The sequence below is a fragment of the Mycobacterium sp. 050128 genome, from assembly GCF_036409155.1.
Taxonomy (GTDB): Bacteria; Actinomycetota; Actinomycetes; order Mycobacteriales; family Mycobacteriaceae; genus Mycobacterium.
This window is the reverse complement of the sequence record NZ_JAZGLW010000001.1, coordinates 3,232,403-3,247,605: the sequence shown is the minus strand read 5'-3', so window position 1 is coordinate 3,247,605 and position 15,203 is coordinate 3,232,403. Positions and strand designations below refer to the sequence as shown.

Here is a 15,203-nt window from a genome sequence, read left to right as displayed (position 1 = left end):
ACCTCCTAGCGACGCATGGACGGCCCGTTCGGCCTCCCGGAGAAGCGCAATCTTTGCCGCCAGGTTACCTTTATGTGATGACGACCGATCAAGTTGACGCCCGTCAGATCCTGGCCACCTCGTTGGTGACTGCGATCGATCACGTCGGCATCGCCGTCGCCGACCTCGATGCCGCCATCGCCTGGTACCACGACACCCTCGGCATGGTCTTGGTGCACGAGGAAATCAACGAGGACCAGGGAATCCGCGAAGCCATGATCGCCGTGCGGGACGGCGAACCCGGCACGGCGCAGATCCAGTTGATGGCCCCGATCGACGAGTCCTCGACGATCGCCAAATTCCTGGACAAGCGCGGACCGGGCATCCAGCAGATGGCGATCCGAGTCAGCGATTTGGACGCTCTCTGCGAGCACCTGGAGTCGCAGGGTGTTCGGCTCGTCTACGAGGCCCCGCGTCGCGGCACAGCGAACTCGCGGATCAACTTCATCCACCCCAAGGACGCCGGCGGCGTACTGATGGAGTTGGTCGAGCCGGCTTCCTAGCCGCCCTTATTTCACGACCACTTTCTCGTCGGGCTGCGCTTTGCCCGATTCGTCCAGCACGGCGTGTGCCAGTGCCGACGGTCATCCACCCCGCCCAGCGGTGAGTCGGTCGGCCACACCACCAGATGTGCTGTACCGGAACGGATTTCGTGATCGCAGCCGGGGCAGCGGTAGGTCTTGAGCGCACGCGCGGCCGCGATCGGGCGCACTTCGTAGTCGTCACCGTCGGGCCCGGTTTCCACCCGCCGCAGGGCCGGCGACAGCGATGGCAGCTGTTGCCGGCGGGGCGGGGTGCGGCGCCGAGCCATGCCGACAAGTCTAATCGGGCAAATCAGAACAGCCGGTACTCGTCGCTGTCCATTCCCCGCATTCTGTCGTAATCCAATGTGAGACAACGAATCCCGCGGTCGGTGGCTAAAGTTCGCGCCTGAGGCTTAATCTGCTGCGCGGCGAACACGCCTTTGACCGGAGCCAGCACGCTGTCGCGATTCAGCAATTCGAGGTAGCGGGTCAGCTGCTCCACGCCGTCGATCTCGCCGCGCCGTTTGATCTCCACGGCCACCGAGCCACCGTGGGCGTCACGGCACAACAGATCGACCGGGCCGATCGCCGTCATGTATTCGCGGCGCACCAACGTATATCCCTCGCCCAGCAGCTGGACGTGTTCGGCGAGCAGCGCCTGCAGATGCGCCTCGACGCCGTCCTTGACCAGCCCGGGGTCGACGCCCAAATCGTGGCTGGAGTCGTGCTCGACCTCTTCGACGGTGATGCGCAGCTGTTCGCCCGCCTTGTTCTCCACCACCCATACCGGCGCCTCGCCGATGACCTCTTCGGTCAACCAGCACGGCGGACTCATCCAGTTCAACGGCTTGTAGGCGCGGTCGTCGGCGTGCACGCTGACCGACCCATCCGCCTTGAAGAGCAACAATCTGCGCGCCGACGGCAGATGTGCGGTGAGCCGGCCAACGTAGTCGACGGTGCACTGGGCGATCACTAGACGCACCCGACTCACCTTAGAGCGTCGTCAACGAATTAGGCTGACGCCACCATGTCGGCCAAAAAGAGCATGTCGGCGAACAAGAGCATGGCGCAACGCTTGGGACGGGTGCTCGAAAGGGTCACCCGTCAGAGCGGCCGGTTGCAGGAGACACCCGCCTACGGTTCCTTTTTGCTCGGCCGGGTGAGCGAGAGCCAGGCCCGTCGGCGGGTGCGCATTCAGCTCATCCTGACCACCTTCATCCTTGCGACGAACCTGATCGGGATCGGTGTTGCGGTGCTGCTGCTGGCCGTCGCCCTCCCGTCGCCCAGCATCTTTACCGACGCGCCGGGCTGGATCACCTGGGCCGTCGGGCCCGGATACATCGCCGTCGCGCTGGCGCTCGGCACCTTCTGGATCACCCACCGGACGACGGCCGCGCTGCGGTGGGCGATCGAGGAGCGCGCGCCCACGCTCAACGACGAACGCAACACCTTCCTGGTCCCGTTCTGGCTGGCGATGGGGGTGCTGGTGCTGTGGGGCGTCGGAACCGCGTTGCTGACGACGCTCTACGGATTGGTCAACAGCCTGTTCATCCCGATCGTGGGCTTCTCGGTGAGCTTCTGCGGCATTTTGGTGGCCACCGCGTGCTATCTATTCACCGAGTTCGCCTTACGACCGGTCGCCGCCCAGGCCTTGGAGGCCGGCCGCGTACCGCAGCGGCTGGCGCCGGGCATCATGGGCCGCACGCTGACCGTGTGGCTGCTCGGTTCCGGCGTGCCGGTGCTCGGCATCGCGCTGATCGCGTTCTTCGCGCTGGTGCTGCGCAATCTGACCGAGACCCAACTCAGCGTCGCGGTGCTGATCGTCTCGACCGCGACGCTGATCTTCGGCTTCATCCTGATGTGGATCCTGTCCTGGCTGACGGCGACACCGGTGCGGGTGGTGCGCGCGGCCCTCAAGCGCGTCGAGCAGGGCGACCTGCGGGGTGACCTGGTGGTGTTCGACGGCACCGAACTCGGCGAGCTGCAACGCGGCTTCAACTCCATGGTCGACGGCCTGCGCGAGCGCGAGCGCGTACGCGATCTCTTCGGCCGGCATGTCGGTAGGGAAGTCGCTCTGGCCGCCGAGCGTGACAAACCCAAACTCGGCGGCGAAGAGCGCCACGTCGCGGTCGTGTTCATCGACATCGTCGGCTCCACGCAATTGGTGACCAGTCAGCCCCCGACCGAGGTGGTGCAGCTGCTCAACCGGTTCTTCGCGATCGTCGTCGAGGAAGTCGACCGACACCACGGCCTGGTCAACAAGTTCGAAGGCGACGCGTCGCTGGCCATCTTCGGCGCTCCAAACCACCTCGACTGTCCCGAAGACGAGGCGCTGGCCGCGGCGCGCGCGATCTGCGAGCGGCTGACCAACGAAATATCCGAACTCGAGGCCGGTATCGGGGTGGCAGCCGGCCAGGTCGTCGCGGGCAATGTCGGAGCCAAGGAACGGTTCGAATACACCGTGATCGGCGAACCGGTCAACGAGGCGGCCCGGCTGTGCGAGCTGGCCAAGTCGCACCCGGGTAGATTGTTGGCGACCGCGGACACTGTCCACGGTGCGAGCGAAAGCGAAAGTGCCCGTTGGTCTTTGGGTGAGACTGTGACACTGCGTGGACACGATCACCCCACCCGGCTGGCCTCGCCCCGACGCGGCGAGTAGCGGAGCTGTTCAGTGGCAACCCTCGTCGCCTTTCACGCGCATCCAGACGACGAGGTGGTCCTCACCGGCGGCACGCTCGCCGCGGCGGTGGCTGCGGGGCATCGGGTAGTCCTGGTGACCGCGACCGACGGACGGGTGAACGACGAGGACGATGGCACCCGAATGGATGAATTACTGACGAGTGCAAGCGTTCTCGGTGTGCACCGCGTCGAGTGCCTCGGCTACGCCGACAGTGGCTACGGGCCGATCTTCTACCCCGATCCACCCGGCCGGATCAGGTTCGCGAGGGCCGAGGTCGAAGCGGCGGCGCGGCGACTGGCCACCATCCTGCGCGACGAGGACGCACAACTGCTGCTGAGCTATCAGCCCAACGGCGGATACGGACACCGGGATCATGTGCAGGTCCATCACGTCGGCAAGCGTGCCGCCGAGTTGGCCGCGACCCCGCGGGTCCTCGAAGTCACGATGCCACGCGAATTGCTGCGCCGCGTCTCCAATGTGCTTCGCTTGCTGCGACTTCCGGCACCATACGATGCCGACACGCTGCGCACCGCGTACGCGCCGCAAGCCACGATCACCCACCGCATCGACGTGCGGCGGTTCGCCCGGCAAAAGCGGGATGCCTTCGCCGCCCATCGCTCGCAGATCGGCGGCGGACTCAACGCGCGCTTGTTCGGACTGGTGATGCTGTTGCCACCGCAAGTGTTCGGACTGATGATGAGCCACGAATGGTTCGTCGATCCGGGCGCCCACCCGGGGACCGTGCGCCGCGATATCTTCGACCACTAGGAAAGACTGCGAACTCGCACCGGCACAGCCGCTCTCACCAACGATGCCACCAGTAGCAGGGCGAGGATCAGCAGCGTTCCCACAAACCAGACGGTGGCCCGCCAGCCGCCCACGCTGTAGACCAGCCCACCCACCGCCCCGGCCACCGATCCGCCCAGGTAGTAGCTGAACAGGTACAGCGCGGAGGCCTCGGCGCGATCGCGGCGTGCCACGGCCCCCACCCAACCGCTGGCCACCGCGTGCGCGGCGAAGAACCCGCCGGTGAACACGCCGGTCCCGACGACGATCACGGGCAGCGCATCGGGCAGTGTCATCAGCAGCCCCGTCACGGTGATCGGCAGGGCGCCACCCAGCACGAGCACGCGCCCCCGGCGATCGGCGAGCCGTCCCGCCACGACCGACGTCCAGGTGCCCACCAGGTACAGCAGGAACAGCAGGCCCACCACCGACGGCTTCAACTCCAACGGCGCGGCCGCCAGCCGATAGCCGAGGTAGTTGTACACGGTGACGAATCCGCCCATCAGCGTGAAAGCCAGGACAAAAAGCTTCAGCAACAATGGGTTTCGCAGATGTGTCAGCAGACTCTGGGTGGTCGCCCGGAGGCTCGCCGGCTTCGGGGCAAAGAACTGTGACTTCGGCACCAGCAAGGCGAATACCACCGTCGCGGCCAACGTCGTCAACGAACACACCAACAGCGCGATCCGCCAGCTGCTGACCTCGAGCACCAGCGCCGGGACGATCCGTCCCGCGCAGCCACCGATCGTCGTCCCGGCGATGTAGCGCCCCATCGCCGATCCCAGCGACGACGCGTGCACCTCCTCGGCCAGAAACGCCATCGCGACCGCGGGAATCCCGGCGAGCGCGACGCCTTGGGCCGCCCGCCCGACCAGCAGCACAGCGAGCGTGGGGCTGAACGGCAGCAGTAACCCGATCACGCTGGAGGCGACCCCCGAGATCAGCATCACGGTGATTCGCCCATACCGTTCCGAGAGCACGCTGGCCGGGACGATGGACAAGGCCAGCATTCCGGTGGTGAGCGAGACCGTCAGCGCCGACGTGGCCGGGGAGATCCTGTAGTACGCCGACAGCGCGGGAAGCAGCGCCTGAGTGCAATACATGGCGGCGAAACTGGCCAGACCGGCGCCGACCAGCGCCGCGGTGATACGCCGGTAGCCGCGGCTGCCGGCTTGGTGCGCGCGGGGAGTCGCGGTGAGCTGGGGCATAGAAATGATCGTCCGCGCCGGCCAGCCCAATCGGAAATGAATTATTTCCGACATTATGATGCAGTTGCGACATAAGTAGAGGTGGCAGTCATGGCCGATGGCGACTACGAGTGGTTCCTCACACTTGCCGAGCTGCAACACGTAACGGCGGCGGCCCAACAACTGCATATCGCGCAGCCGACGCTGACGCGGATGCTGGCACGCCTGGAACGCCGGCTCGGGGTGCAGCTATTCGATCGCCACGGCCGCCGCCTCACCCTGAGCACCTACGGCCGGATCTTCTACCAGCACGCGCGCCGGGCGCAGTTGGAGCTCGATTCGGCCCGACGCGAAATCGCGGACCTGAGCAACCCCGCGGCCGGTGAGATCCGGCTGGGGTTCTTGAGTTCGTTCGGATCGATCGTCGTGCCGCGGTTGATCGCCGCGTTCACCGAGGTGTCGCCGCGCGTGACATTCTCGCTCGAGGAGGGCGCGGCCGAGTCGATCAGTGATCGCGTGTTGGAGGGCTATATCGACGTCGCGGTGGTATCGCCGCGACCACAGAGGCCAACCTTGGCCTGGCGCAGCCTGTTTCGTCAGCGCCTGGGCGTCGCGGTGCCCCGCGACCATCGGCTGTCGGGCGCGACGGCGGTGTCGATGACGGATCTCGCCGACGAGCCGTTCATCACCATGCATCCGGGATTCGGCATGCGACAGCTGCTCGATGAGCTTTGTGCCGCAGCACAATTCCAGCCACGCATCGTCCTGGAATCGGCGAACCTGACCACCAACGCCGGGCTGGTGGCCGCCGGCCTGGGCATCAGCCTGACACCGATCGACGGCAGCGAGCATGCGCCCGGGGTCTGCATACTGCACCTGGCCGACGCGGACGGCTACCGCGACATCGGGATGATCTGGGACTCGTCGCGGCCGTTGTCGCGTGCCGCCCGGGATTTCATCGCATCCGCCGCGACGGCTTAGCCGTTCGATGTGGACAACCCACATATCGACTGAATTGGCGTGGCCGAAGGGATGGAGTCGAGGCGGTCGATGGCTGGGACGCGATGAGTCTGGCGGTGGCCGTCAAGTCCGCCATCGACGATCGCGGCCCGACCCTCATCGGGGCCGTCAGCCGGCCCATTGACCGCCGCTCCACGATCATGTCGCTTTTCCGCCAGTCTTGTCGGCCCGCTGGTGTAACTGTGGAAACGTGCACGACGATTTCGAACGCTGTTACCGGGCGGTCCAGTCCAAGGACGCCCGGTTCGACGGCTGGTTCGTCACCGCGGTGCTTACCACCCGCATCTACTGCCGGCCCAGCTGCCCGGTGCGCCCGCCGTTCGCGCGCAACGTGCGCTTTTATCCGACCGCGGCGGCCGCGCAGCGGGCAGGTTTCCGCGCGTGCAAACGATGCCGCCCCGACGCCTCGCCGGGGTCGCCCGAATGGAATGTGCGCGGCGACGTCGTGGCACGGGCCATGCGGCTCATCGCCGACGGAACGGTGGACCGCGACGGAGTGGGCGGTCTGGCCGCCCACCTTGGGTACACGACGCGGCAGCTGGAGCGGCTGTTGCAGGCCGAGGTCGGCGCCGGACCGCTCGCGCTGGCGCGCGCGCAACGAAGCCAGACCGCCCGGCTGTTGATCGAGACGACCGACCTACCGCTCGGCGATGTGGCGTTCGCCGCCGGCTTTTCCAGCATCCGCCAGTTCAACGACACCGTGCGCCTGGTGTTCGAAAGCACGCCGACCGACTTGCGCAAGCGCGCGGCGGCCCGGTTAGGGTCCTTGAGAGCCGGAGCGACTTCGCCTGGGACAGTGTGCCTTCGGCTGCCGGTGCGCACTCCCTTCGCCTACGAGGGCGTCTTCGGACATCTGGCCGCGGGCGCCGTTCCCGGCTGCGAGGAAGTGCGCGACGGTGCCTACCGGCGCAGCCTTCGGCTTCCGGCCGGCAACGCCGTGGTCGCGCTGACGCCGGCCGTCGATCACGTCCGCTGTCTGCTCGTGCTCGACGACTTCCGCGATCTCACGACCGCGATCGCCCGCTGCCGGCGGCTGCTCGACCTCGACGCCGATCCGGAAGCGATCGTGGACACCCTGAGTCGCGACCCGCTGCTGGCTCCCGTCGTGGCCAAGGCGCCGGGACAACGCATTCCGCGCGCGGTCGACGAGGCCGAACTCGCGGTGCGCGCGGTGCTCGGTCAGCAGGTCTCGACCAAGGCCGCACGCACCCACGTCGGCCGGTTGGTCAGGGCGTACGGGCCGGCAGTCCACGATCCCGAGGGCGCACTGACGCATGCCTTCCCGTCGATCGAGCAGCTCTCCGAGATCGATCCCATCCATCTGGCGGTGCCCAAGTCGCGACAACGGACGATGACGGCGCTGGTCGCCGGGCTCCTCGATGGCAGTGTGGTCCTGGACGCCGGAAGCGATTGGGACAGCGCACGTACTCAGCTGCTGGCCCTGCCGGGGGTGGGCCCGTGGACCGCCGAGGTGATAGCGATGCGTGGCCTTGGCGACCCGGACGCGTTTCCCGTCAGCGACCTTGGGCTCCAACTCGCCGCCAAGCAGCTGGGCCTGCCGACGAATCAACGCAAACTCATTGAGCACAGCGCACATTGGCGCCCCTGGCGCTCGTACGCCACCCAGCATTTGTGGACCACGCTCGAGCACCCGGTGAACCAATGGCCGCCACAGGAGGCCGCATGATCCAGTACCGCACCATCGACAGCCCCATCGGGCTGCTGACCCTGGCCGGCCACGGCTCGGTGTTGACCAATCTGCGGATGGTCGATCAGACCTATGAACCGGGTCGCGCCGACTGGTCGCCAGATCCGGCAGCGTTCGGCGCGGCCGTCGAACAATTAGTGGCGTACTTCGCCGGCCAGCTCACGACTTTCGACATTGAACTCGACCTGAGGGGCACCGAATTTCAGCGCCGCGTCTGGAAAGCGCTGCTGACGGTTCCCTATGGAGAGACCCGTTCGTATGGAGAAATCGCCGAACAGATCGGGGCCCCGGGCGCCGCACGTGCGGTCGGACTGGCCAACGGTCACAATCCGATCGCGATCGTCGTACCATGCCATCGCGTCATCGGCGCCAATGGCAGCCTGACCGGCTTCGGCGGCGGGCTCGGCCGCAAGCGCACATTGCTCGAATTGGAAAATCAGCGGTCGACTTTAACGCTATTCGACTAAAAGAAAACGCAAAAATGCCCCCTTTGCAGGGGGCATTTTTGTGTATGTTCGGCGGTGTCCTACTTTTCCACCCGATAGGGCAGTATCATTGGCGCTGACAGGCTTAGCTTCCGGGTTCGGAATGGGACCGGGCGTTTCCCTGTCGCTGTGGCCGCCGTAACTCTATTTATTTTTCATTCAAGTGTTCTGGTGGGGGGTGTGGTATTCGACGCGACTAAAAGTCACGAAAAGAATAGTGGTTGCGATTGTGTTGGTAAGTTTTCGGCCGGTTAGTGCCAGTTCCCTGCACTCATTGCTGAGCTTCTAGGTCTGGCCTATCAATCCCGTGGTCTGCGGGGGGCCTTATCCCTCTAAAAGGGTGAGAAACCTGATCTTGGAGAAGGTTTCCCGCTTAGATGCTTTCAGCGGTTATCCTGTCCGAACGTAGCTATCCAGCAGTGCCTCTGGTGAGACAACTGGTGCACTAGAGGTTCGTCCGTCCCGGTCCTCTCGTACTAGGGACAGGTTTCCTCAAGTTTCTGACGCGCGCGGCGGATAGAGACCGAACTGTCTCACGACGTTCTAAACCCAGCTCGCGTGCCGCTTTAATGGGCGAACAGCCCAACCCTTGGGACCTGCTCCAGCCCCAGGATGCGACGAGCCGACATCGAGGTGCCAAACCATCCCGTCGATATGGACTCTTGGGGAAGATCAGCCTGTTATCCCCGGGGTACCTTTTATCCGTTGAGCGACACCCCTTCCACTCGGGGGTGCCGGATCACTAGTCCCGACTTTCGTCCCTGCTTGACGTGTAGGTCTCGCAGTCAAGCTCCCTTGTGCACTTACACTCAACACCTGATTGCCGTCCAGGTTGAGGGAACCTTTGGGCGCCTCCGTTACATTTTAGGAGGCAACCGCCCCAGTTAAACTACCCGCCAGGCACTGTCCCTGAACCCGATTAGGGTTCGAAGTTAGGTGTCCAATACGGTCAGAGTGGTATTTCAACAACGACTCCGCTCTAACTGGCGTTAGAGTTTCACAGTCTCCCACCTATCCTACACAAACAGTACCGAACACCAATACCAAGTTGTAGTGAAGGTCCCGGGGTCTTTTCGTCCTGCCGCGCGTAACGAGCATCTTTACTCGTAGTGCAATTTCGCCGAGTCTATGGTTGAGACAGTTGGGAAGTCGTTACGCCATTCGTGCAGGTCGGAACTTACCCGACAAGGAATTTCGCTACCTTAGGATGGTTATAGTTACCACCGCCGTTTACTGGGGCTTAAATTCTCCGCTTCACCTTACGATTAACGGGTCCTCTTAACCTTCCAGCACCGGGCAGGCGTCAGTCCGTATACATCGTCTTGCGACTTCGCACGGACCTGTGTTTTTAGTAAACAGTCGCTTCCCACTGGTTTCTGCGGCCGGTTCCCGCTCCCAGCGCAAGGCTGTTCACGGTATGCCGGCCCCCCTTCTCCCGAAGTTACGGGGGCATTTTGCCGAGTTCCTTAACCATAGTTATCTCGTACGCCTTGGTATTCTCTACCTGACCACCTGTGTTGGTTTGGGGTACGGGCCATGTATGCGCTCGCTAGAGGCTTTTCTTGGCAGCTGAGGATCACCGAATTCGCCTCAATCGGCTATGCATCACCTCTCAGGAATATGAACGACGGATTTGCCTATCGTTCTCCCTACAGGCTTGCCCCAGTATTACCACTGACTGGTACGGCTACCTTCCTGCGTCACCCCATCGCTTGACTACTACCCATCCGGGTCCCACGCAGCCGGCAGTCCTCGCACCCCGAAGGGATTGATAGACCACCATTTGGGTGGTTAGCAGAATGGATTCGTCAGGGACGCTCATACACGGGTACGGGAATATCAACCCGTTGTCCATCGACTACGCCTGTCGGCCTCGCCTTAGGTCCCGACTCACCCTGGGCGGACTGGCCTGGCCCAGGAACCCTTGGTCTTTCGGCGGGCAAGGTTCTCACTTGCCTAATCGCTACTCATGCCTGCATTCTCACTCCCCCAAACTCCACCATCGGTCACCCGACAGCTTCTCTGCATGGGGGACGCTCCCCTACCCAACCTTGCGGTTGCCGCGGCTTCGGCGGTGTGCTTGAGCCCCGCTACATTATCGGCGCACAATCACTTGACCAGTGAGCTATTACGCACTCTTTCAAGGGTGGCTGCTTCTAAGCCAACCTCCTGGTTGTCTCTGCGACTGCACATCCTTTTCCACTTAGCACACGCTTAGGGGCCTTAGCCGGCGATCTGGGCTGTTTCCCTTTCGACGTACGGAGCTTATCCCCCGCCGTCTCACTGCCACGCTATACACCACGGCATTCGGAGTTTGGCTGACGTCAGTAACCTAGTAGGGCCCATCGGCCATCCAGTAGCTCTACCTCCGTGGTGAAACACGTAACGCTGCACCTAAATGCATTTCGGGGAGAACCAGCTATCACGGAGTTTGATTGGCCTTTCACCCCTACCCACAGCTCATCCCCTCAGTCTTCAACCTAAGTGGGTTCGGGCCTCCACGCGGTCTTACCCGCGCTTCACCCTGGCCATGGGTAGATCACTCCGCTTCGGGTCCAGAACATGCCACTCAAGCGCCCTATTCAGACTCGCTTTCGCTGCGGCTACCCCACACGGGTTAACCTTGCGACATGTCCCTGACTCGCAGGCTCATTCTTCAAAAGGCACGCCATCACTCCACAAGGAAGCTCTGACGGATTGTAGGCACACGGTTTCAGGTACTATTTCACTCCCCTCCCGGGGTACTTTTCACCATTCCCTCACGGTACTAATCCGCTATCGGTCATCGAGAAGTATTTAGGCTTACCGAGTGGTCTCGGCAGATTCACAGCAGATTTCACGGGCCCGCTGCTACTCGGGAGTTGATAAAGGCAGGTGCCAGGTTTTCGCGTACCGGGCTCTCACCGTCTGCGGCGGACCATCCCAGGCCACTTCCGCTAACCACGACACTTTCTGACTGCCTCCCAGCTAGGTAGAGCTGAGAAATATCAATCCCACAACCCCGCACACACAACCCCTACCCGGTTACACATGCATGCGGTTTAGCCTGTTCCGCTTTCGCTCGCCACTACTCGCGGAATCACTTTTGTTTTCTTTTCCTACGGGTACTGAGATGTTTCACTTCCCCGCGTTACCTCCCGCACCCTATATATTCAGATACGGGTAACACGACATAACTCGTGCTGGGTTTCCCCATTCGGAAATCCTCGGATCAACGCTCGGTTGACAGCTCCCCGAGGCATATCGCAGCCTCCCACGTCCTTCATCGGCTCTCGATGCCAAGGCATCCACCATGTGCCCTTAAACACTTACGAACACAAAAACCAAAAGAAAAAATTACACATATATATGGACACATCACCACAAGGGCAATGCATCCACTAGATGCTCGCAACCACTATTCAATAACTCAAACACCACACCCCACCACCAAGATGGAGGGACACCACATCGACCAAAGCCGGCCGAGTGTTGTCTCAGGGCCCAATAGTGTGTCTGGCGATTGCCTGTTGTTGTGCACCCGGCCCTCGTCCACTACAGACGAGAACCCCTCACGGCTCACACTCCACCAATTGGAGTGTTTCTCGTGGTGCTCCTTAGAAAGGAGGTGATCCAGCCGCACCTTCCGGTACGGCTACCTTGTTACGACTTCGTCCCAATCGCCGATCCCACCTTCGACAGCTCCCTCCAAAAGGTTAGGCCACTGGCTTCGGGTGTTACCGACTTTCATGACGTGACGGGCGGTGTGTACAAGGCCCGGGAACGTATTCACCGCAGCGTTGCTGATCTGCGATTACTAGCGACTCCGACTTCACGGGGTCGAGTTGCAGACCCCGATCCGAACTGAGACCGGCTTTAAAAGGATTCGCTTAACCTTACGGCATCGCAGCCCTTTGTACCGGCCATTGTAGCATGTGTGAAGCCCTGGACATAAGGGGCATGATGACTTGACGTCATCCCCACCTTCCTCCGAGTTGACCCCGGCAGTCTCTCACGAGTCCCCGGCATTACCCGCTGGCAACATAAGATAAGGGTTGCGCTCGTTGCGGGACTTAACCCAACATCTCACGACACGAGCTGACGACAGCCATGCACCACCTGCACACAGGCCACAAGGGAACTGATATCTCTACCAGCGTCCTGTGCATGTCAAACCCAGGTAAGGTTCTTCGCGTTGCATCGAATTAATCCACATGCTCCGCCGCTTGTGCGGGCCCCCGTCAATTCCTTTGAGTTTTAGCCTTGCGGCCGTACTCCCCAGGCGGGGTACTTAATGCGTTAGCTACGGCACGGATTCCAAGGAAGGAAACCCACACCTAGTACCCACCGTTTACGGCGTGGACTACCAGGGTATCTAATCCTGTTCGCTCCCCACGCTTTCGCTCCTCAGCGTCAGTTACTGCCCAGAGACCCGCCTTCGCCACCGGTGTTCCTCCTGATATCTGCGCATTCCACCGCTACACCAGGAATTCCAGTCTCCCCTGCAGTACTCCAGTCTGCCCGTATCGCCCGCACGCCGAGGGTTAAGCCCCCGGTTTTCACGAACAACGCGACAAACCACCTACGAGCTCTTTACGCCCAGTAATTCCGGACAACGCTCGCACCCTACGTATTACCGCGGCTGCTGGCACGTAGTTGGCCGGTGCTTCTTCTGCAGGTACCGTCACTTGCGCTTCGTCCCTGCTGAAAGAGGTTTACAACCCGAAGGCCGTCATCCCCCACGCGGCGTCGCTGCATCAGGCTTGCGCCCATTGTGCAATATTCCCCACTGCTGCCTCCCGTAGGAGTCTGGGCCGTATCTCAGTCCCAGTGTGGCCGGACACCCTCTCAGGCCGGCTACCCGTCGTCGCCTTGGTAGGCCATCACCCCACCAACAAGCTGATAGGCCGCGGGCCCATCCCACACCGCAAAAGCTTTCCACCAAAAGGCATGCGCCAAAAGGTCATATCCGGTATTAGACCCAGTTTCCCAGGCTTATCCCGAAGTGCAGGGCAGATTACCCACGTGTTACTCACCCGTTCGCCACTCGAGTACCTCCGAAGAGGCCTTTCCGTTCGACTTGCATGTGTTAAGCACGCCGCCAGCGTTCGTCCTGAGCCAGGATCAAACTCTCCAAACAAAAACTCCTCGATAAACGAGGTGTATTCGAATCAGAGAAAATCTGACCTAACAAAAAGACACCAAAAACTGGCATCAAAATAAAACGACCACACCCATCACACGGGGAGTGTTTACGGTGCGGTCATAAAAAACAACAACAAACAAAAACACCAAACACACTATTGAGTTCTCAAACAACACTCTTGCTTATTTCGCCCGCTTCGGGGCAACCCTGCCAGCTTAATACAGATCCGGCAGAGGCGTCAACCCCCAATTTCTTGCGATCGTGGTGATCGCTGCGGAGGGCAGCCGTGCCAGGTTAGTACCAATCCGGCGAGGGAGTCAAGCCCCGGTCTCGGTCTCCTTCGAGGGGTGACCGCGCCTGTGGGGCACTGACTTTGGTTACTGTACCCGCTCGATCTCCGCTCCCAAAATCGCCAGGTTTTCGACGAACAATGGGTAGCCGCGATCGATGTGAAAGACGTCGTGGACCTCGGTGTCGCCGTCGGCGACGAGCCCGGCCAGCACCAGGCCGGCACCGGCCCGAATATCCGAACACCAGACCGGTGCGCTGGAAAGTTGCGGCAGGCCCCGCACCACGGCGTGGTGGCCGTCGGTGCGCGCGTCGGCGCCCAGCCGGATCATTTCTTCGACGAATCGGAAGCGCGCCTCGAACACGTTTTCCGTGATCATCGAGGTGCCGTCGGCGATCGATGCCAGCGCGATCGCCATCGGTTGCAGATCCGTCGGAAAACCGGGAAACGGCAACGTCGCAACGTTCATCGCCTTCGGGCGCTCGTACTGCGTCACGCGAAAACTAGTGTCCGTCTGGGTGACGGTGGCACCCGCGTCATGCAGTTTGTGCAGCACCACCTGAAGATGCGCGGGATCGATACCGCTGATCGAGATGTCGCCCCGGGTGATCGCGGCGGCGATCCCCCAGGTGGCGGCGACGATGCGGTCACCGATCACCCGGTGCTCGGTGGGATAAAGCCGCGGCACCCCGGTAATCGTCATGGTCGGCGAACCCGCACCCTCGATCTGCGCGCCCATCTGATTGAGCATCGTGCAGAGGTCGACGACGTCGGGCTCCCGCGCGGCATTGTGGATCGTGGTGACACCCTCGGCGACCACGGCGGCCATCAGGATGTTCTCGGTGGCACCCACCGAGGGGAATTCCAGTTGAATCTCCGCGCCGCGCAATGTATCTGCGTGAGCGACGACACACCCGTGCTCGATGTTGCAGGTCGCACCCAGTTGCCGCAGGCCCGCCTGATGCATATCCAGCGGGCGCGATCCGATCGCATCGCCACCGGGCAGCGCGACCTTGGCCCGCTTGCATCGGCCGACCAGCGGGCCCAGCACGCACACCGAGGCGCGGAACTGCCGCACCGCGGCGAAGTCCGCGTCGTACTTGGGTTCGTCGGGTGAGGTGATCCGGGCGACGTCACCGTCGAGTTCGACGGTGGCGCCCAGGCCACGCAGGACCTCGGCCATCAGCGGCACATCGAGAATGTCGGGGCAGTTGGTGATCGTGCTGGTGCCTTCGGCCAGCAGGGTCGCGGCCATCAGCTTGAGCACGCTGTTCTTGGCGCCCCCTACCGCGACTTCGCCGGACAACCGATTGCCGCCGGTTACCACGAATCGCTCAGCCACCCGCGTCAGTCTAGTGAAGGG

The 15,203-nt window shown here is 62.5% G+C and carries 10 protein-coding genes and 3 rRNA genes; 6 read left to right on the top strand and 7 right to left on the bottom strand.

The features are described 5' to 3' along the window. Positions 1 to 74 precede the first annotated feature (74 nt). Entirely contained in the window at positions 75 to 542 is a 468-nt protein-coding gene (mce, locus tag SKC41_RS15690) for a methylmalonyl-CoA epimerase (RefSeq protein ID WP_330978410.1), read from the top strand. An 11-nt stretch (positions 543 to 553) separates the two neighbouring features. Here the strand turns inward: mce and SKC41_RS15685 are convergent, their stop codons facing one another. After that, positions 554 to 850, bottom strand: a complete 297-nt coding sequence (locus SKC41_RS15685; RefSeq protein WP_090605090.1) for a hypothetical protein — start codon at positions 848 to 850, stop codon at positions 554 to 556. A gap of 23 nt (positions 851 to 873) precedes the next feature. Continuing rightward, a complete protein-coding gene (gene nucS, locus SKC41_RS15680; RefSeq protein WP_330978409.1) occupies positions 874 to 1,545 on the bottom strand; it encodes an endonuclease NucS in 672 nt (223 codons plus the stop codon). A gap of 63 nt (positions 1,546 to 1,608) precedes the next feature. Between nucS and SKC41_RS15675 the strand changes: the two genes are divergently transcribed. Together SKC41_RS15675 and SKC41_RS15670 are read left to right on the top strand one after the other, a co-directional pair. Further along, a complete protein-coding gene (locus SKC41_RS15675; protein WP_330978916.1) occupies positions 1,609 to 3,222 on the top strand; it encodes an adenylate/guanylate cyclase domain-containing protein in 1,614 nt (537 codons plus the stop codon). Between the two features lie 12 nt (positions 3,223 to 3,234). Then, the gene (locus tag SKC41_RS15670; protein WP_330978408.1) at positions 3,235 to 4,011 is read left to right on the top strand and encodes a PIG-L deacetylase family protein; all 777 of its coding nucleotides are present in this window, start codon (positions 3,235 to 3,237) and stop codon (positions 4,009 to 4,011) included. On the opposite strand, the gene SKC41_RS15665 is transcribed toward SKC41_RS15670, so the two are convergent. Then, positions 4,008 to 5,234: an MFS transporter gene (locus SKC41_RS15665; RefSeq protein ID WP_330978407.1), complete on the bottom strand. Its 1,227-nt coding sequence runs from the start codon at positions 5,232 to 5,234 to the stop codon at positions 4,008 to 4,010. The two genes, SKC41_RS15670 and SKC41_RS15665, sit on opposite strands and share 4 nt — an antisense overlap. A gap of 90 nt (positions 5,235 to 5,324) precedes the next feature. Here SKC41_RS15665 and SKC41_RS15660 point away from each other — a divergent pair, with 90 nt between their 5' ends. From SKC41_RS15660 to SKC41_RS15650, 3 genes are all read left to right on the top strand, one after another. Beyond that, the gene (locus SKC41_RS15660) at positions 5,325 to 6,194 is read left to right on the top strand and encodes a LysR family transcriptional regulator (RefSeq protein WP_330978406.1); all 870 of its coding nucleotides are present in this window, start codon (positions 5,325 to 5,327) and stop codon (positions 6,192 to 6,194) included. A 229-nt stretch (positions 6,195 to 6,423) separates the two neighbouring features. Next, positions 6,424 to 7,920, top strand: a complete 1,497-nt coding sequence (locus SKC41_RS15655; RefSeq protein WP_330978405.1) for a DNA-3-methyladenine glycosylase 2 family protein — start codon at positions 6,424 to 6,426, stop codon at positions 7,918 to 7,920. Next, positions 7,917 to 8,408 carry a methylated-DNA--[protein]-cysteine S-methyltransferase gene (locus tag SKC41_RS15650; protein ID WP_330978404.1) on the top strand — a complete coding sequence of 164 codons (492 nt, stop codon included), beginning with the start codon at positions 7,917 to 7,919 and terminating at the stop codon, positions 8,406 to 8,408. The genes SKC41_RS15655 and SKC41_RS15650 overlap by 4 nt, the downstream gene beginning before the upstream one ends. A gap of 46 nt (positions 8,409 to 8,454) precedes the next feature. Here SKC41_RS15650 and rrf read toward each other — a convergent pair. The 4 genes from rrf to murA all read right to left on the bottom strand — a co-directional run bounded on the left by rrf (position 8,455) and on the right by murA (position 15,182). After that, a 5S ribosomal RNA gene (gene rrf / locus SKC41_RS15645) occupies positions 8,455 to 8,567 on the bottom strand. Positions 8,568 to 8,657: 90 nt separating this feature from the next. Next, positions 8,658 to 11,740: ribosomal RNA gene (locus SKC41_RS15640) — 23S ribosomal RNA — on the bottom strand. Positions 11,741 to 12,026: 286 nt separating this feature from the next. Next, positions 12,027 to 13,545, bottom strand: a 16S ribosomal RNA gene (locus SKC41_RS15635). Together the 16S, 23S and 5S rRNA genes form the textbook arrangement of a ribosomal RNA operon. A gap of 383 nt (positions 13,546 to 13,928) precedes the next feature. Then, on the bottom strand, positions 13,929 to 15,182 hold the full coding sequence (gene murA, locus SKC41_RS15630) for a UDP-N-acetylglucosamine 1-carboxyvinyltransferase (protein WP_330978403.1): 1,254 nt from the start codon (positions 15,180 to 15,182) through the stop codon (positions 13,929 to 13,931). Between the last annotated feature and the right edge of the window lie 21 nt (positions 15,183 to 15,203).